The sequence below is a fragment of the Pseudomonas sp. zfem002 genome (genome assembly GCF_032621685.1).
GTDB classification, from domain to species: Bacteria; Pseudomonadota; Gammaproteobacteria; order Pseudomonadales; family Pseudomonadaceae; genus Aquipseudomonas; species Aquipseudomonas japonica.
Genome location: NZ_JAVYJH010000001.1, coordinates 300,125 through 316,567, shown reverse-complemented (window position 1 = coordinate 316,567; position 16,443 = coordinate 300,125). Strand labels below are relative to the sequence as shown.

Here is a 16,443-nt window from a genome sequence, read left to right as displayed (position 1 = left end):
CGGTCAATTTATAATTTTTCCATTTCATAAACTTACAAAAAATCCAAGCAACTTCAACGAGATAGACAAACAGCTCGCGAACTTCCCGTGGCATGGAACTGGCTTACCTGTGCTCGTGCTTTGTATACAGTTTTACGAAATCCAGAGCACACACAGATCCGCCCACCTGCCGTCGCCGGGTAGCGGAATGCCCCTAATTAATTGGTTCTCGTGGTTCAACAACCAGGCCTCATCGCGCCACGAGTATCAGGAGCACGCCGGAATGAGCATGAGTCTCTACAACAAGACTGAACTGGACTTCTCCTCGTCCATCCCCGAACCGTCGACGCAGCCGCAACACCCCGTGAGCCTCAGCCCCCGCCTGCACAACCACGACCTCGCCCCGACCAAGGCCGAGGGTCGGCGCTGGGGCCGCTACAGCATCTTCGCCCTGTGGACCAACGATGTGCACAACATCGCCAACTACTCCTTCGCCATGGGGCTCTACGCCATGGGCCTGGGCGGTTGGCAGATCCTCCTGGCGCTGGGGATCGGCGCGGCGCTGGTGTACTTCTTCATGAACCTGTCCGGCTACATGGGGCAGAAGACCGGCGTGCCGCTCCCGGTGATGAGCCGGATCGCCTTCGGCATCCACGGCGCGCAGATCCCGGCGCTGATCCGCGCGGTGATCGCGATCGCCTGGTTCGGTATCCAGACCTACCTGGCCTCGGTGGTCCTGCGGGTGCTGCTCAGCGCCATCGCGCCGAGCCTCGCCGCCTACGACCAGGACGCCATCCTCGGCCTGTCCAGCCTCGGCTGGGTATGCTTCGTGGCGATCTGGCTGGTGCAACTGGTGATCCTCGCCTACGGCATGGAGATGGTGCGGCGCTACGAGGCTTTCGCCGGCCCGGTGATCCTCCTCACCGTCACCTGCCTGGCCGCGTGGATGTACACCCAGGCCGGCTTCGACATCGCCTGGTCGGTGCGCGAACCCCTGACGGGCGCCGCCATGTGGCACAACATCTTCGCCGGCGGCGCGCTGTGGCTGGCGATCTACGGCACCCTGGTGCTGAACTTCTGCGACTTCGCCCGTTCCTCGCCGTGCCGCAAGACCATCCGCGCCGGCAACTTCTGGGGTCTGCCGGTGAACATCCTGGCCTTCGCCGTGATCTCCGTGCTGCTGTGCGGCGCGCAGTTCAGGATCAACGGCCAGATCATCGACAGCCCGACGCAGATCATCGCCAGCATCCCCAGCACCTTCTTCCTCGTGCTGGGCTGCCTGGCCTTCCTGATCGTCACCGTGGCGGTGAACATCATGGCCAACTTCGTCGCCCCGGCCTTCGTCCTCAGCAACCTGGCGCCACGCCTGCTCAACTTCCGCCGCGCCGGGATGATCAGCGCCACCCTCGCCGTGCTGATCCTGCCGTGGAACCTCTACAACAGCCCGCTGGTGATCATGTACTTCCTCTCCGGCCTCGGCGCCCTGCTCGGCCCGCTGTACGGGGTGATCATGGTCGACTACTGGCTGGTGCGCCGCGGCCGGGTCAACGTGCCCGAGCTGTACAGCGAAGACCCGAACGGCGCCTATCACTACCGCCGCGGCGTCAACCCGCGGGCGATCGCCGCCTTCATCCCCGCCGCGCTGCTGGCCATCGTCCTGGCCCTGGTGCCCAACTTCGAAACCCTCGCGCCGTTCTCCTGGATGATCGGCGCAGGCATCGCCGGCCTGCTCTACCGGCTGATGGCACCACGCAACCGGCACTACGCCGACGTCAGCGGCGAATCCATCGCCGTCGACAGCGTCAGCCACTGACTCCTTTCCGGCCCGGCGCTGCCGGGCCATCACTGCCTGCGCGAGAACTCTGCATGCGTATCCTGATCGTCAACGTCAACACCACCGAGGCCATCACCCAGGCCATCGCCCGCGAAGCCCAGGCCGTCGCCGCACCGGGCACCGAGATCATCGGCCTGACCCCCTACTTCGGCGCCGACTCGGTGGAGGGCAATTTCGAAAGCTACCTGGCCGCCATCGCCGTCATGGACCGCGTGCTGGCCTACGACGGCCCCTACGACGCGGTGATCCAGGCCGGCTACGGCGAACACGGCCGCGAAGGCCTGCAGGAGCTGCTGAAGGTGCCGGTGGTGGACATCACCGACGCCGCCGCCAGCACCGCCATGTACCTTGGCCACGCCTATTCGGTGGTCACCACCCTCGACCGCACCGTGCCGCTGATCGAGGACCGCCTGAAACTCTCCGGCCTGTACGACCGCTGCGCCTCCGTGCGGGCCAGCGGCATGGCCGTGCTGGAGCTGGAAGAACAACCGCAGCGCGCCCTCGAAGCCATCGTCCAGCAGGCCGAACTGGCGGTGCGCGAGGACAAGGCGGAAGTGATCTGCCTCGGCTGCGGCGGCATGGCCGGCCTCGACGAACAGATCCGCCAGCGCACCGGCGTGCCGGTGGTTGACGGCGTCAGCGCGGCGGTGAAGATGGCCGAGTCGCTGGTGCAACTGGGACTGTCGACGTCGAAGAGCCGCACCTACGCCACGCCGCGGACCAAGCGCATCGTCGGCTGGCCGGCGCACTTCGGGCGTTAGAGAGTGAGCTCGGAGGTGCGCCCGGCGATCCGCTCCGCCAGCAGCTGCGCGCTGCCGCTGGCGAGGGTGAAGCCGAGGGCGCCGTGTCCGAGGTTGAGCCACAGATTCCGGTAGCTGCTGTCTCCCAGCAGCGGCACGCCGGTGGGGGTGGCCGGGCGCATGCCGGCCCACTCCCGAACCTGATGGTGGTCCCCGGCGTCGGGAAACGCCGCGTGCGCCAGGCGTCGCAGACTGGCCAGGCGCAGCGGGTCCGGCGTCTCGTCGAAGCCGACGATATCCACCATCGCCGCGACGCGCAGTTGCTGATCGATCCGTGCATAGACCGTCTTGCGGTCGTAGTCGGTGATGCTCAGCTGCGGCGCCCGCGGGCCCGCCGGCATGCTCAGGCTGTAGCCCTTGAGCGGATACACCGGCAGATGCAGACCCGGCAGTCCCAATTGCGGGGCGCGGTAGCCGGCGCAGAGGACCAGGTGCTCCACCGGCAGGGTCCTGTCGCCCAGTTGCAGCGCCTCGACTTTTTCCCCGCGCGGGAGCAGTCGGGTCACGGCTTGGCCCAGATGCAACCGGCAACGGCCCGACGCCTGCAGACGCTCGGCCAGCACCAGGCAGAAGGCGTGGCAGTCGCCGACTTCCTCGCTTGCCGTGAAGATCCCGCCGATGAACGAAGACGCCTCCAGGGCAGGCTCCAGGCTGTCGAGCGCGCGCCCCTCGACGATGTGCTGATGTCGGGAATCCGCACGTTCCCGGGCGACGGCGAAACTGTGCCGATCACGAAAGACCACCAGCTTGCCATTGCGGCGCCAGGCGAAACCGTCGAGTCCGTCTTCCTCGCGCCACTGTTGCAGGGTCTGCTGACTGTGCAGGGCCAGGCGCAGCAGGCGTGCGGCATTGGTCCGGTTGACCGAGCCACGGCAGGCGGCGAGGAACGCCAGCAGCCAGCGCCATTGCGCCAGATCGAGTCGCGGCCGCAGGCGCAGGGGCGAGTCCCCGCGCAGCATCCAGCCCAGCGCCTGCCAGGGCACGCCGGCGTCGGCCAGGGGTGCCACGTAGCGATAGGAGAGCTGTCCGCCATTGGCGAAACTCGCGCCGCTGGCGAGTTGTTCGCGGGCTTCGATCAGGTCCACATCGAAGCCTTCGCGGACCAGGGCGTAGGCCGTGGAAAGTCCGATGACACCGCCGCCAATCACGGTTGCTTGCTGGGGCATGTACGTCGCTCCTTTCCCACACAGGTGTGAGATTAGAGCGACAATGCCTGAAGGACAATTATTGAAGTTCTGACGACTGACAATGTTTTCTGCAATTTTCACCGCCCATCAGCACTACTGATGCAAACCAAGAAGCCCAGAATCAAATAGACGACTGCCAGTGACATGAAAGAAATAAATATCAACAAGCTTGCAAGTAATATGACCTCACCTCACAACTAAAAATTTAAATTCATCGAACCAAAAATCCTTCACCACTACTCGATGAAGCAACACAAACCTGGCAAAAAAACACACTAACCCAACCAGATCAAAAGACAAATTTGTGAATTCCTGATTAGTAGGCCAACGTGTAACAAGTGAAAAAACCCGCTACCATAAAGGCAAAAACGAGAAACCCGAGAAAAACAACCAGAAAAAACCTATCAAGTCCCGACATCTGTACTTTTCCGGAAGCAGCCCTAAGATCGCTGAGCCACTTGAAAAAAAATACAGCGCCGGCAACCAAAAAAGCAAACAAGACGAGCCATCCAGGCCCCTGCCTTAAAACGTCAAAGCACATATACTCAAATAAATCGATCATCAGTCAAAGCCCCAATAATAGATATCGCATCACTAAAAATCACTAGCCCCATTCGGGTTCGAACCAATACTCGCCAAGCAGCGATCTAGAAACCTCGCATTCCCGACCAGAAAAAACAAATGAACAGGAGGACAAAAGCATATGCCACCCAAAACATGATGCCGAGAAACACAAGCAGTTTCTCATCTTCCGAAACCTCAGAATTCTCCTTACCCTCAGGATCGCCTTCACAGAAATTTACCGCTTTTTGAATAGCATTGAAAAAACACAACCAAATCGAAAAATAGAGCACCGGCAGGGCCGTATACAACAACAGCACCTCCGAGCTGGCCCGGGCATTTCCCCAACGGCCGATTGGAGGGTTATCGCGCGCAAGAGATTCGGGGACCATGATCAAAAGTACTACGGTGCCCACTGAAATAAACACCATCCCCAGCCTCAAGGCTAAAGGTGACCAACAGTAATAGCGGCCGGTAGCGCTGATTTTCGAATCAATCTTTCTCATCAAAGAGTAGAGAAACAAGGGCGCCAAACATGTACGTAGCGCCGGACTGATATCAGACAGGCTGTACATCCTGTAGGCACACCAGTTGCGATGAGTCCAATAAAAGCCATACAGCCCCAATGTGAAAAAATTCATCAAGGTCAGCTTCCTGACCGACACAACAAAAAAGCCATGCTGTAACGCCAACGGATCTATAAAATACATAGCACCGAACACAAAAAAATCACCACACCCATATTTGAATCAAACGTTCAAAATCAAAATCTGGCGTAGAAAAATCGATATCCACCCCCACTTTATTTAGCAAACCGCCCCACACCACTATCATGATAAAGATGACGAAAGGCAGACACTCCAAAAACTTCAAGAAATCGCCATTGGTGATATTGAATAGCAGCCGAAAATACAGAATCGCCATCGATCACCTCCACGGCATCCTGGTAGTGCCGCTCGGTGACATCATCGAGGCTTCGCTAGCCGGGAAACAAAGACATATGGACATAGATCTGGACCTGCTGTAGTGGGCAGGCAATCAAACCTTTGGATCAGAGCAAAAGATGCAGTCTATATCTGAGGTGTTTGTAAGAAATTTCGATAGCTCAGCGGGAATGCAGTGCTTCTGCCGCTCTGCTAACTCATGCACGTACCACTTACACCATTTCCTGCACTCTCCACAGAAAACTCCGAAGCACTGCTGAGATTTCCTATAGATCTCTGGGAAACGCCCTGCTGACTGCTTTCCCCTTCACATCAATGATTCCGCCCCTCACACGACTATGGAGGGGTTATGGGAAGACCATTGGCATGCCTGGGCGACAAGACCACCTACGGTCAGGTCGTCTCGGCCACGGCAATCTGGTGCGAGGGCGACAAACCCATCGTGCAGTCCGGCGACCTGGCCCACTGCGAAAAATGCAACGGGACCTTTCCCATCATCGGCACCGCCTTCGAGTGGTCGGAAAAGCAGCCCTACGCCGCCACCGGCGACCGGGTTGCCTGCCGCTGTCCGGATCATGTGGTGTACGGCTCGACCCGGATGATCAGCACGAGCCTGCCGCCGGGCAACGTTGCCGGGAGCCAATCCGCGAATTTTCGTGAAACGCCTGCGGCAGCGAACATGGCGCCGGGCCCGGGCGGTGCTTCCGAAAGCACCGTGGCGCTGCATGACCGGGTATTCGCCAGGTCCTGTCTCGGCACCACCAAATCCACCTGCACCCAGGAGCCCATCGAGAATTTCGGACGGGTCGCGGTCATCGGCCCGACGGCGCGGGAAAACGCTGCCGGTACCGCCCTTGGCGGCGTGGCGATTGGCCGTGTCGCTGGCAGCGGTCTGCTCGAGGGCCTGGGGACATGGGCGGTACGCGGTGCCTCATCGTTCGCCAGCGCGGCCAGCCCGTTGCTGCTGGCCCTGTGGCCGTCCGATCTGGCCGACGGCACGCTCTACACCGAGGAGCAACTGCGGCAGATGAGCGAAGCGCTGACCCGCGTGCGTTTCCAGTTCCGCCGCGATGCCCAGGGCGTGGTGCAGATCCATGGCTTCCACACCTTCAGCCACTACGGCGGCGAGGACCGGGTAGCGGTCAGACAAGCCAACTGGAATGCCGACAAGAGTGCAATAGAGGCGCGCCTCGGCGGCCTGACCATCACCTGGACGCCCAACAGCGGCCCGCTGGTGACGGCGCCGACCACCTACCCCGGCGCGCGACCGGATGTGCTGGACAACATCCTGGTTCACCCCATCCCCACGGGGCGAAGCAGTCAGATCACCACCTACCCCGGGCACGATGCCGAGGACATCACCTGGCAGGATGTGATCCTGACCTTCCCGGCGGACTCGGGGGTGCCGCCGCTTTATCTGGTGTTTGCCAAGCCGGCGGTGGAAGTGCTGGAGGTTGATACCTACGGAGCATTCACTGGCCGTCCACGTAATGGGCTACATGTGGATCACATGCCTTCCCAAGCCGCACTGAAGCTCTATCTGCAACGAACTGCGCAACTTGATGACGAAGAAATCAAAGTGCTAATGAAATCTGTCGCTTGCATTGCCATCCCCGCAAAAGTCCACCAAAAATTTAGTGAAACCTATGGTTGGAGAAACACGAAGCACAAACAGATCACCGATTCAAAATCACTGCGAGATGCGCTGGATAGCAATTTCGAAGCTATAAAACCCTACCTGCTGGAAGAAAATCTCACTGAGTCTTCCCTCGAAGAAGCCCGAAGCAGGATGCACCATATAAATCAGAAACAAGGGTGGTACCCATGAAAGCCATGACGTTGATTAAGTTGGTAGACAGCCTCGGACAAACTTACGACGGACTAATCGCAGAAGGCCTGATACCTCCAAAACAATTGAAACCCTTATTGGATACCCCTGATAACATTGACCTGATTCAAAATCCTGTACCAGGGGTAAAGCTCTGGTTTCGAAAGGAAACCGGGAAGCTGGAAAAGGTCATGGTCACCCTGATCCAAACCGTGGGACAGAAAGTCTACACGGGTGAGCTTCCACTTCCCTTTAAACCCGGTATGAACCAGAGCATGGTGCGCAGACTGCTCGGTGCCCCGGTTAGCTCCAGAGAGCCTGCAAAACTGCCAGCCGGCTTGGGCGCCCGAGGAGGATCAGATACTTTTTATCTTGACGCACATAGACACCCAAATACACAGGTCACTCTAGGGTATTTGGAAAACACCGAGGTCAATAATATTTGCTTCTCCCTGAAACATAGAGAGCACGAATAACCAACGCCGTGAAACATCAACTGAAGTGGTCATACAGGATCGCAATCCCGTCGCCTGTATGGCGAACCACGCAACTACCTGCTGCCCCTGCGCGGGGATTTCTGATCCTCGGGTGATGCAGACAGAAGTCCCCGTCCGTGAGATCGGGGGCTTTTTTGGGGAGTTGCCGATCGCTCAAAAGAGAGCGAAGCATTACGTCAAACCGGCACGCTCACCGTCGACCGGGACAACGCCACCGTCAGCAACGCCTTGCAGATCCTCATGTCCAGCAGCGCATCATTGAGCATTCGCTGATGCTTCACGCTGGTGTGGGTGGGCAGATAGGACGTAAGGGCGATTGCCTTCTTCAGATGGTCCTCGGCACGGCGGATCGCGTCTTCATGGGACAGACCGGGACCGACGCAGAGGACAGGGGGATCGGGGACAAGTTTTTTCATGGGAGTCATCTCTTACTTTTCGATGGGACTGCCACAGACCGTGCTGTCAAACAGGTGGGTGGCAGCTGTGCGCGGGTTGACAGACCGAGAAAGTAAGAGAGAACTCGGCGCACCCGAAGGTGCCCACACGCACAGCCGCCATAGCTGCAGCCAAGCGCTCTTACTTTCATCACGGCCTGTCAAAGCCGATCGCTGGTTTCAGACTAGGCAGCGATGCCCGGGAGCGCAACAGCTGGAAAGGCGAAAGAGTATGCTTGGGAAATTGCCTACAAGAAAGTCGGAGATCGGTGAATTTTCAGAGCCTTATGCGACATTTTGTGCCTGATTTTTCTTCCCGATAATTTCTTCATCATCGCAGCAGCAAGGGCCACATTGCGGCCCTTGCGACAGTTCCATTTTCTTTTGCCCAAGCGTCCACCAGAGAAGCGGTATCAAACCCCTGCCTTCGGACAACTCACCTCCCCCCCATCCAACCCCTGCTTCACATTCCGGCTCAGCATGGTCGCCTTGCCATCGCGCCAGGTCAGGGTCAGCACGTACAGCGAGTCGAAATCGCTGTTCTCCCAATCCCTGGTAATCACCCGCTCCTCCCCCAGCGCCTTGCCGGCCACCGCGTTGATCAGGTCCGGAAGATAGCCATGGGACCAGGCCGTATACACCGTCGAGTTGCGGTACTTGTTGCGGGTGAGTTCGCGAGCGAGGGCATTGGTGTCATTGGCCCCGTAGTCGATGTTCACCGGCAGGCCGAGCTTGATCGCGCTGGGGCTGATGGTCATCAGCGGCCGCAGATAGCTGTAGCTGTCGTCACTGCTCCCCTCCTCCACCTCACGGGTCGGATCGGCGGCAAAGACATAGTCGGCCTTGCCGAACTTCTCCGGCAGCAGGGTGGCCAGATCGAGGGCGCGATTCAGTCCCTGGCAGTTCAACTGGCCAAGGCCTTCGCCGGGCTTTTCCGCATGGCGCAGGAAAACCAGGGTCTGGGTGCCATCGACCGGCCTGGCGAAACTGTCGAAGGTAGTGAATCCGAGCAGCGCGGCACCCGCGGCGAGCGCGCAGCAAAGCAGCGCCTGGCGGCGCGCGGGGAAGGTCACGGAGAACTTCATGAGAAACCCTTGAGAACGAAGACGTGGTGCTGGCCCGTCCAGTGCTGCCCCGCGGCCGTAGCCGCGGGGCATCCCTGTCTGTCGTTCCTTCCATGGAGTCGGGCATCCTTGGAGTGCAGCAGGCCCGATTGGTTCTGTCCGTGGGGCGCTTGTCCTTAAGTTGGAAGTGAATCTACCGACCCGGTGTTACCAAATTAAGACGCCGGCCTCAATCGTCGCGGGTCAGTACTTCCAGCACCTCGATCTCGAAATACAGGTCCGATCCCGGCGGAATCGAGCCCATCTTGCGCTCGCCATAGCCCAGCTGCGCCGGGACGAACAGCTTGCGCTTGCCACCGACCTTCATGCCCATCAGGCCGATGTCCCAGCCCTTGATCACCCGGCCGGTACCGATCACGCACTGGAACGGCTTGCCGCGCTGATGGGAGGAGTCGAACACGCTGCCGTCGGCCAGCGTACCGGTGTAGTGGGTCGTGATCAGGGCACCCTTGACCACTTCCTTGCCGTCGCCCAGCTGGACGTCGGTGATCTGCAATTCGCTCATGCTTGGCCTCTTTTCCCGGGCTGTGACGTATGTCGCAGCCTTTTCGCAGGAATATCAGTAATTTGCAACAACAGCGCACGCAGCGTCGGGCTGACGCGACGCTGCGCACCCGATCCGCGTCAAAGCAAAATAGTCGCGATCAGCTAGGATCACCCGACACCGCGTCGCAAGGAACACAACAATGAACGAGAAAAGCAGGGCGCTATGTGAGGAGCTGGGGATCGGCGAGGAGCTGCTGATTGCCCGCGGCCTGGTCGAATACCCCGAAGCGCGAGTGCTGGCCATCGCCGAGATCGACGAGGACGGTCGCCGTTTCGAGCTGGAACCGGAAGCGGCCGCGGCCTGGCGCCAGTTGCGCGCTGCCGCGGCGCGGGATCATGTCGAACTGTGGCTGGTCTCGGCGTTTCGCAGCATCGAGTACCAGGCCAGGATCATTCGCTACAAACTGGGCAAGCAGCAGAGCCTGGAGCAGATCCTGCAGAGCAGCGCCCCTCCCGGCTTCAGCGAGCACCACACCGGCCGGGCGGTGGACATCAATTCACTGGAACCGGAGTTCGAGCACAGCGCGGCCTTCGAATGGCTGAAGCAGCATGCCGAACGCTTCGGCTTCCACCTGTCCTACCCGCGGGACAACGCCATGGGCTATCGATACGAGCCCTGGCACTGGTGCTATCGACCGACCTCTCTGGCCACTAGCTGAACTGCGCTACCACTTCGGCGCCAGTCATGTTCTGCGTCGGGTTGGAGAAGCAGTAGTACGACGGTTTCTCGTCGATATACACCTGCAGGTTGAAATCCCAGGCGTGCTCGCCGTCCAGCACGCCCACCGGGATGGCGAAGAAATTGCCGCCCTTGAGGCGGTAGAACAGGTGGCTGCCGCACCTGGCACAGAACCCCCGCTCGGCCCACTCGGAGGAATCGAACACCGTCGGCTGGGCACCGCTGAACTGCGGGGCCTGGCTGCTGTGCACGGTGAGCAGCGGGCCGCCGTTCCATTTCCGGCACATGCTGCAATGGCAGGCGCCGACACTGTTGTCGTCGAGGGTAACGCTGAGCTGGATGGCGTTGCACAGGCAACTGCCGTGGTGGATAGCCATGTGTCCGACCTTGCACAGGGAATGAGCGCTGGAGTCTAGCAGTGGGTTTTTGGCGCCGCTACGCGGCCCCGAACCCATCAGGTACGAACCGGGGTCAACACCGGCTCCCCGGCAAAGAACGCCTGCAGGTTCTTCAACACCAGCGCGACCATGTCCCGCGCCGCTTCCGGAGTCTGTGCCGCGACGTGCGGAGTCAGCACCACATTGTCCAACTGCTTCAGCTCATCCGGCACCGACGGCTCGTCGTCGAACACATCCAGCCCGGCCCCCGCGATCCGCCCTTCGCGCAGCGCCGCGACCATCTCGGCGGTGGAGACCACGCTGGCCCGGGCGATATTCACCAGGAAACCCTGTGGCCCCAGCGCATCCAGCACCTCGCGCCCTACCAGCGCCCGGGTCGTGGCGCCGCCCGGCGTGGCGACAATGAGGAAATCCGATTCGCGCGCCAGCTCCAGCACGCTCTCGCAGTACCGATACGGCACGTCGTCACGACGCGAACGGTTGTGATAGCTGACCTGCATGTCGAAACCCAGCGCCCCGCGCCTGGCGATGGCCATGCCCACCGCGCCCAGGCCGAGAATGCCCAGGCGCTTGCCCGCCAGCGACGGGCTGATGACCCGGTTCCACTGGCCCAGACGGGTCGTGGCGTCGGCCCGGGCGATATCGCGCACCACGGCGAACAGCAAGGCCATGGTATGGTCCGCCACCGCCGAGGCATTGGCGCCGGCGCCATTGGTGACGACGATGCCGCGCGCCGCGGCGGCGGCCAGGTCGACCTGCTCGTAACCGGCACCGATCACGCAGACCAGACGCAACGCCGGCAACGCGGCGATTTCCTCGGCGGTGATGCCCAGAGGCCCACGGGTCAGCACCACGTCGATCTCGGCGGCATGCCGGGCAATCGCCGCGGCGCGCAGGGTCGGGGTCTTGGCGTGGATCAGGCGGTAGCCGTGGTCTTCCAGCAGGGGCAGATAGTCATCGACCGTTTCCACCAGCACCAGTACCGTCTTCGTCATTTCAGCCTCCCGGGCAACAAGCGAGGGGGCATTATGCCGGCATTACTGGCTGAACGCGCGTCCCAGACCGCCTGGCACGCCACTGGAGTCGGTTTCCTGCCACGGGCCTTCGGGATGGGTCGACCAGCTCCAGCCGCCGTTCCAGCGGTAGTAGGTGCGCTGCCGGTAGAAGGTGTTCTTCTTGCCCTCGAGCACATACACGCCGAGCTTCGGATCCCAGTGACTGGCGCCCCCGGGTGGCGGGGCGAAGCTGGCGGAGGTCCGCGGCATGGGCTTGGGGGTCGGGGTGATGGTGGGCTTGGGCACGCTCGGACCCGGCTTGATCACCGGGCCCGGTCGCGGGGCGGGTTCGATCGGCGGCAGCGTTTCGCGCTCGTGCTGCGGCGGATGCACCGTACATGCGCTCAACCCCAGGGCCAGCGAAATCAGGGTCAGGCGTACGGTGCTGTTCATGGAAACTCTCTTATAGGTCCGGTCGATCGATGGTCAGGTGTTGCGGCGCCTGGGTGTCGCTCGCCAGGGGCGAGCCGCTGCCGACCCATTCGCCCTTGGTGGGCTGGCCGGCGCGGGAGACGCGCGCCATCAGTTGGACTTCAGGAAAGCTCGACAGTTTCATGTTGGGCATCATCGCGTCGCTGTCGCTCAGCTCGACCTCGATCGGCAACTGCGCCACGGTGACCCGCTTGGCCGCCAGCGGCATGGGCGGACCGGAACTGGCACGGGCGAAGATGAACACGGTGTCGTCCGGCTTGACCTTGTCTTTCAGGGCATCGGCCAGTTCGACGCGCACGGTCAGCTTCGCACCCGCAGCCGCCACCGGCGCGGACGCCTTGCCCTGCCCGGCGGCGAGTTTTTCCCTGGCCTTGTCGATGCCGCCGAGCAGCGCGCTGCGCGAGCTGTCGCCTTCCGGCAGCTGCGCCAGCAGGCGGTTCCAGTAGTCGATGGCTTCCTGGTAACGCTCGCCCTCGAAGGCGGCGATGCCCAGCAGACCGAGGCTGGTGACTTCCTTCGGGTCGGCCTTCAGCGCTTCGTCGGTGAGGGCCTGGAACTGCGCGGTCCACTGCTTGTTGTTGGCGAAGTACAGCGCCTGGGCCCACTGCCCGAGCAGTTCCGGGGCACGCCCGGCAACGCCCACGGCGCGCTCGAAGGCCTTCGCCGCGTCCGCCGGACGCTCCTGGGCCATATAGGCACGACCGAGGAAGTACAGGCCCTCGGCGTTGTCCGGCTGGGCGGCGACGGCGCGCTCCAGGCGCGAGGTCATGTCTTCCAGCGACTGCGGCGCCTGGGCGAACTCCTGGGTCAGGGCGACCTTGTCGCTGGCACCGTAATGCAGGTACAGCCCCACCGCCAGCAACGGCACGAGGAACGCGGCAAGGAGCGGCAGGGCCTTGCCCAGCCTGGCGCTGCGCGACTGCTCGGCGTTCTCGGTGTCGGCCAGCAGTTCGCGTGCGGCTTCGTCGCGGCCACGGGCCAGCTGTTCGGCGTTGAGCACGCCCTCCTCGCCCTGGGCCTGCAGTTCGGCAACGCGCTCCTGGTACAGGGCGACGTTGAGGGCGGTACGGTCTTCTTCCTGCTGCGCACGACGGCCACGCAACACCGGAATCAGCAGAAAGCTCAGGGCTACCAGCAACAGCAGGCCTGCAGCGAGCCAGAAATCAGTCATGGTTCTGTTCTTTGTCCAGCAGTTTGGCGAGGCGCTCGCGCTCCTCGGAAGAAAGGTCGGCCGAGCCATTGCCCGCCGGCACCCGGCGCTTGCGCACGATCACCGCCATGACGCCGATACCGCCCAGCAGCAGCGCCGCCGGGCCGAACCAGAGCAGCCAGGTCTTCGCGGTCAGGGCCGGCTTGTAGCGGACGAAATCGCCGTAGCGATCGACCATGAAGTCGACGATCTGCTGATTGCTCTTGCCTTCGCCGAGCATGCGGAAGATTTCCCGGCGCAGGTCGGCGGCGATGGGCGCGTTGGAGTCGGCGATGTCCTGGTTCTGGCACTTGGGGCAGCGCAGTTCCTTGGTCAGCTCGCGGTAGCGCTCGCGTTCGGCCTCGTCGGCGAACTGGTAGGTATCGATGGCCGCCCTGGCCACGCCGCACAGGCTCAGGCCGAGTACCGCGGCTGCGAGCCAGCGCTTCATGGCTTGGCCTCGTCGACCAGGCCCTGGTAGACCGGCGCCAGCTTCTCGCGCCAGACGGTCTCGTCGATCACGCCGACGTACTTGTCGCGAATGATGCCCTTGGCGTCGATGAAGAAGGTTTCCGGCGCGCCGTAGACGCCCAGGTCGAGGCCGAGGCTGCCCTGCTCGTCGCGGATATCCAGGAGATAGGGGTTGTGGAACTCGGCCAGCCACTTCAGGGCGTCGGCATTGACGTCCTTGTAGTTGATCCCGTAGATCACCACGCCTTGCTGGGCCAGCTTGTTCAGCACCGGGTGCTCGACCTTGCACGACACGCACCAGGTCGCCCAGACATTGACCAGCGCCGGCTTGCCCTTGAGGTCGGCCTCGGTCAGCTGGCGGTCGCCCTGCACGTTGGCCAGGGCGAAGGCCGGGAACGGCTTGCCGATCATCGCCGACGGCAGCTCGGCCGGGTCGAGGTACAGGCCGCGGTAGAGAAACACCGCCACCAGCAGGAATACCGCCAGCGGCAGCACCATGATCCAACGCTTCATGCAGTCGCTCCTTCCAGACCGAGGACATCACGCACCTTGGTCTTGACCTTGATTCGATAACGGCGATCCAGCGCCGCGAGGAAACCGCCGAGGCCGGTGAGCAGGCCACCCAGCCAGATCCAGCGGACGAACGGCTTGACGTGCACCCGTACCGCCCAGGCGCCGTTTTCCAGGGGTTCGCCGAGGGCCACGTAGAGATCGCGGGTGAAGCCGGCGTCGATCCCGGCCTCGGTCATCACCGACTGCTGCACGGTGTACAGGCGTTTTTCCGGGTGCAGCACGCTGATTTCGCGACCGTTTTCGAGGATCCGCACGGTGCCCTTGTCGGAGGTGAAGTTGGGGCCTTCGAAGTGCCTGGCGCCCTCGAAGACGAAGTGGTAGCCACCCAGTTCCACCGACTCGCCCGGCGCCATGCGCAGGTCGCGCTCGGCGCTGTTGTTGCTCGACAGCACCACGCCCAGGGCGCAGACCGCCAGGCCCAGGTGGGCAAGGTGCATGCCCCAGTAGCTGCGGTTGAGGCCGCGGATACCCTTGAGCAGGCCCTTGTGCCGGGTCTTGTCGAGGAGGTCGCGCACGCCGCCGAGGACGATCCAGGCGGCCAGGGCGAAGGTGGTCAGCACCGGCCAGTCGAAGTCATCCACCAGCAGGCCGCAGATCGGCGCCAGCACCGCGCTGCCCACCAGCACCGGGGTGAGCATGCCGGCCAGCCAGCGCCCGGGAGTGTCCTTCCAGCGCACGATCACGCCCACCGCCATGACCAGCATCAGCAGCGCCATCAGCGGAATGAACAGGGCGTCGAAGTACGGCGGGCCGACCGACAGCTTGGCCCCGGTCAGGGCATCCAGCACCAGCGGGTACAGGGTGCCGAGCAGAATCATCGAGGCCGCCACCACCAGCACCAGGTTGTTGCCCAGCAGCAGCGTCTCGCGGGACCACAGGGCAAAGCCGACCTGGCTCTTGACCACCGGCGCGCGCAGGGCGAACAGGGTCAGCGAACCGCCGACCACCAGCAGCAGGAAGAACAGGATGAAAATGCCGCGCTCGGGATCCGAGGCGAAGGCGTGCACTGAGGTCAGCACCCCGGAACGCACCAGGAAGGTGCCCAGCAGGCTGAGGGAGAACGCGGCGATGGCCAGCAGCACCGTCCAGCTCTTGAACACCCCGCGTTTTTCCGTGACCGCCAGCGAGTGGATCAGCGCCGTGCCCACCAGCCAGGGCATGAACGAGGCGTTTTCCACCGGGTCCCAGAACCACCAGCCGCCCCAGCCCAGTTCGTAGTAGGCCCACCAGGAACCCAGGGTGATGCCGATGCCGAGGAAAGCCCAGGCGACGATGGTCCACGGCCGCGACCAGCGCGCCCAGGCGGCGTCAAGCCGGCCGCCGAGCAGCGCGGCGATGGCGAAGGCGAAAGCCACGGAGAAACCGACGTAGCCCATGTACAGCATCGGCGGGTGGACGATCAGGCCGATGTCCTGCAGCAGCGGGTTGAGGTCGCGACCATCGCCGGGCATCTGCGGCAACAGGCGCTGGAACGGGTTGGAGGTGACGATCAGGAACGACAGGAAGCCGACGCTGATCATGCCCATCACCGCCAGCACGCGGGCCAGCATGACCTGCGGCAGTTGCCGCGAGAAGATCGACACGGCGAAGGTCCAGCCACCTAGGATCAGCGCCCAGAGCAGCAGCGAGCCTTCGTGGGCGCCCCACACCGCGCTGAACTTGTAGTACCAGGGCAAGGCGCTGTTGGAGTTGCTGGCGACGTAGGCGACCGAGAAGTTGTCGGTCATGAAGGCATGGGTCAGGCAGGCGAAGGCGAACGCGAGGAAGGCGAACTGCCCCCAGGCCGCCGGCCGCGCCAGGCTCATCCACAGGCTGTCACCGCGCCAGGCGCCGAGCAGCGGCACGCTGGCCTGCACGCAGGCGAAGCAGATGGCCAGGATCATCGACAGCTGGCCGAGTTCGGGAATGATCA

The 16,443-nt window shown here is 62.4% G+C and carries 18 protein-coding genes; 5 read left to right on the top strand and 13 right to left on the bottom strand.

Annotated features, from left to right (window positions below; all coding sequences use genetic code 11):
• Positions 1 to 262 precede the first annotated feature (262 nt).
• Both RTI28_RS01430 and RTI28_RS01425 read left to right on the top strand, forming a co-directional pair.
• Entirely contained in the window at positions 263 to 1,792 is a 1,530-nt protein-coding gene (locus tag RTI28_RS01430) for an NCS1 family nucleobase:cation symporter-1 (RefSeq protein ID WP_410478937.1), read from the top strand.
• A gap of 53 nt (positions 1,793 to 1,845) precedes the next feature.
• A complete protein-coding gene (locus RTI28_RS01425) occupies positions 1,846 to 2,574 on the top strand; it encodes an aspartate/glutamate racemase family protein (protein ID WP_316918791.1) in 729 nt (242 codons plus the stop codon).
• Here the strand turns inward: RTI28_RS01425 and RTI28_RS01420 are convergent.
• The 3 genes from RTI28_RS01420 to RTI28_RS01410 all read right to left on the bottom strand — a co-directional run bounded on the left by RTI28_RS01420 (position 2,571) and on the right by RTI28_RS01410 (position 5,285).
• The gene (locus tag RTI28_RS01420; RefSeq protein ID WP_316918790.1) at positions 2,571 to 3,779 is read right to left on the bottom strand and encodes a D-amino acid dehydrogenase; all 1,209 of its coding nucleotides are present in this window, start codon (positions 3,777 to 3,779) and stop codon (positions 2,571 to 2,573) included. The two genes, RTI28_RS01425 and RTI28_RS01420, sit on opposite strands and share 4 nt — an antisense overlap.
• 668 nt (positions 3,780 to 4,447) lie before the next feature.
• Positions 4,448 to 5,083, bottom strand: coding sequence for a hypothetical protein (locus tag RTI28_RS01415; protein WP_316918789.1), 636 nt, complete (start codon positions 5,081 to 5,083; stop codon positions 4,448 to 4,450).
• 7 nt (positions 5,084 to 5,090) lie between these two features.
• Positions 5,091 to 5,285 carry a hypothetical protein gene (locus RTI28_RS01410; protein ID WP_316918788.1) on the bottom strand — a complete coding sequence of 65 codons (195 nt, stop codon included), beginning with the start codon at positions 5,283 to 5,285 and terminating at the stop codon, positions 5,091 to 5,093.
• 369 nt (positions 5,286 to 5,654) lie between these two features.
• Between RTI28_RS01410 and RTI28_RS01405 the strand changes: the two genes are divergently transcribed.
• Both RTI28_RS01405 and RTI28_RS01400 read left to right on the top strand, forming a co-directional pair.
• Positions 5,655 to 7,133 carry an S-type pyocin domain-containing protein gene (locus RTI28_RS01405; RefSeq protein ID WP_316918787.1) on the top strand — a complete coding sequence of 493 codons (1,479 nt, stop codon included), beginning with the start codon at positions 5,655 to 5,657 and terminating at the stop codon, positions 7,131 to 7,133.
• The gene (locus RTI28_RS01400) at positions 7,130 to 7,609 is read left to right on the top strand and encodes a DUF6392 family protein (RefSeq protein WP_316918786.1); all 480 of its coding nucleotides are present in this window, start codon (positions 7,130 to 7,132) and stop codon (positions 7,607 to 7,609) included. Before RTI28_RS01405 ends, RTI28_RS01400 begins: the two co-directional genes overlap by 4 nt.
• A gap of 197 nt (positions 7,610 to 7,806) precedes the next feature.
• On the opposite strand, the gene RTI28_RS01395 is transcribed toward RTI28_RS01400, so the two are convergent.
• From RTI28_RS01395 to RTI28_RS01385, 3 genes are all read right to left on the bottom strand, one after another.
• On the bottom strand, positions 7,807 to 8,046 hold the full coding sequence (locus RTI28_RS01395; protein ID WP_316918785.1) for a hypothetical protein: 240 nt from the start codon (positions 8,044 to 8,046) through the stop codon (positions 7,807 to 7,809).
• A gap of 431 nt (positions 8,047 to 8,477) precedes the next feature.
• Positions 8,478 to 9,149 (bottom strand): histidine phosphatase family protein, encoded by a 672-nt coding sequence (locus tag RTI28_RS01390; protein ID WP_316918784.1) that lies wholly within the window; start codon positions 9,147 to 9,149, stop codon positions 8,478 to 8,480.
• 208 nt (positions 9,150 to 9,357) lie between these two features.
• Entirely contained in the window at positions 9,358 to 9,693 is a 336-nt protein-coding gene (locus tag RTI28_RS01385) for an FKBP-type peptidyl-prolyl cis-trans isomerase (RefSeq protein WP_316918783.1), read from the bottom strand.
• Positions 9,694 to 9,874: 181 nt separating this feature from the next.
• On the opposite strand from RTI28_RS01385, the gene RTI28_RS01380 reads away from it, so the two are divergent.
• Entirely contained in the window at positions 9,875 to 10,393 is a 519-nt protein-coding gene (locus tag RTI28_RS01380) for a D-alanyl-D-alanine carboxypeptidase family protein (RefSeq protein ID WP_316918782.1), read from the top strand.
• Here the strand turns inward: RTI28_RS01380 and RTI28_RS01375 are convergent.
• From RTI28_RS01375 to RTI28_RS01345, 7 genes are all read right to left on the bottom strand, one after another.
• Complete coding sequence (locus RTI28_RS01375; protein WP_316918781.1) at positions 10,386 to 10,790, bottom strand: GFA family protein; 405 nt, start codon at positions 10,788 to 10,790, stop codon at positions 10,386 to 10,388. The genes RTI28_RS01380 and RTI28_RS01375 overlap by 8 nt on opposite strands.
• A gap of 77 nt (positions 10,791 to 10,867) precedes the next feature.
• A complete protein-coding gene (locus RTI28_RS01370) occupies positions 10,868 to 11,806 on the bottom strand; it encodes a 2-hydroxyacid dehydrogenase (protein WP_316918780.1) in 939 nt (312 codons plus the stop codon).
• 42 nt (positions 11,807 to 11,848) lie between these two features.
• Complete coding sequence (locus RTI28_RS01365) at positions 11,849 to 12,259, bottom strand: hypothetical protein (protein WP_316918779.1); 411 nt, start codon at positions 12,257 to 12,259, stop codon at positions 11,849 to 11,851.
• A 10-nt stretch (positions 12,260 to 12,269) separates the two neighbouring features.
• Positions 12,270 to 13,469: a c-type cytochrome biogenesis protein CcmI gene (ccmI, locus tag RTI28_RS01360; RefSeq protein WP_316918778.1), complete on the bottom strand. Its 1,200-nt coding sequence runs from the start codon at positions 13,467 to 13,469 to the stop codon at positions 12,270 to 12,272.
• Complete coding sequence (locus RTI28_RS01355; protein ID WP_316918777.1) at positions 13,462 to 13,938, bottom strand: cytochrome c-type biogenesis protein; 477 nt, start codon at positions 13,936 to 13,938, stop codon at positions 13,462 to 13,464. The genes ccmI and RTI28_RS01355 overlap by 8 nt, the downstream gene beginning before the upstream one ends.
• Complete coding sequence (locus RTI28_RS01350; RefSeq protein ID WP_316918776.1) at positions 13,935 to 14,471, bottom strand: DsbE family thiol:disulfide interchange protein; 537 nt, start codon at positions 14,469 to 14,471, stop codon at positions 13,935 to 13,937. Before RTI28_RS01350 ends, RTI28_RS01355 begins: the two co-directional genes overlap by 4 nt.
• Positions 14,468 to 16,441, bottom strand: a complete 1,974-nt coding sequence (locus RTI28_RS01345) for a heme lyase CcmF/NrfE family subunit (protein ID WP_316919102.1) — start codon at positions 16,439 to 16,441, stop codon at positions 14,468 to 14,470. The genes RTI28_RS01350 and RTI28_RS01345 overlap by 4 nt, the downstream gene beginning before the upstream one ends.
• Positions 16,442 to 16,443 lie beyond the last annotated feature (2 nt).

What these genes read in the sequence shown, in the direction of transcription:
- RTI28_RS01430 (WP_410478937.1), top strand. Translation starts at nt 263, where the DNA reads ATGAGCATGAGTCTCTACAACAAGACTGAACTGGACTTCTCCTCGTCC.
- RTI28_RS01425 (WP_316918791.1), top strand. Translation starts at nt 1,846, where the DNA reads ATGCGTATCCTGATCGTCAACGTCAACACCACCGAGGCCATCACCCAG.
- RTI28_RS01420 (WP_316918790.1), bottom strand. Translation starts at nt 3,779, where the DNA reads ATGCCCCAGCAAGCAACCGTGATTGGCGGCGGTGTCATCGGACTTTCC.
- RTI28_RS01410 (WP_316918788.1), bottom strand. Translation starts at nt 5,285, where the DNA reads ATGGCGATTCTGTATTTTCGGCTGCTATTCAATATCACCAATGGCGAT.
- RTI28_RS01405 (WP_316918787.1), top strand. Translation starts at nt 5,655, where the DNA reads ATGGGAAGACCATTGGCATGCCTGGGCGACAAGACCACCTACGGTCAG.
- RTI28_RS01400 (WP_316918786.1), top strand. Translation starts at nt 7,130, where the DNA reads ATGAAAGCCATGACGTTGATTAAGTTGGTAGACAGCCTCGGACAAACT.
- RTI28_RS01395 (WP_316918785.1), bottom strand. Translation starts at nt 8,046, where the DNA reads ATGAAAAAACTTGTCCCCGATCCCCCTGTCCTCTGCGTCGGTCCCGGT.
- RTI28_RS01390 (WP_316918784.1), bottom strand. Translation starts at nt 9,149, where the DNA reads ATGAAGTTCTCCGTGACCTTCCCCGCGCGCCGCCAGGCGCTGCTTTGC.
- RTI28_RS01385 (WP_316918783.1), bottom strand. Translation starts at nt 9,693, where the DNA reads ATGAGCGAATTGCAGATCACCGACGTCCAGCTGGGCGACGGCAAGGAA.
- RTI28_RS01380 (WP_316918782.1), top strand. Translation starts at nt 9,875, where the DNA reads ATGAACGAGAAAAGCAGGGCGCTATGTGAGGAGCTGGGGATCGGCGAG.
- RTI28_RS01375 (WP_316918781.1), bottom strand. Translation starts at nt 10,790, where the DNA reads ATGGCTATCCACCACGGCAGTTGCCTGTGCAACGCCATCCAGCTCAGC.
- RTI28_RS01370 (WP_316918780.1), bottom strand. Translation starts at nt 11,806, where the DNA reads ATGACGAAGACGGTACTGGTGCTGGTGGAAACGGTCGATGACTATCTG.
- RTI28_RS01365 (WP_316918779.1), bottom strand. Translation starts at nt 12,259, where the DNA reads ATGAACAGCACCGTACGCCTGACCCTGATTTCGCTGGCCCTGGGGTTG.
- ccmI (WP_316918778.1), bottom strand. Translation starts at nt 13,469, where the DNA reads ATGACTGATTTCTGGCTCGCTGCAGGCCTGCTGTTGCTGGTAGCCCTG.
- RTI28_RS01355 (WP_316918777.1), bottom strand. Translation starts at nt 13,938, where the DNA reads ATGAAGCGCTGGCTCGCAGCCGCGGTACTCGGCCTGAGCCTGTGCGGC.
- RTI28_RS01350 (WP_316918776.1), bottom strand. Translation starts at nt 14,471, where the DNA reads ATGAAGCGTTGGATCATGGTGCTGCCGCTGGCGGTATTCCTGCTGGTG.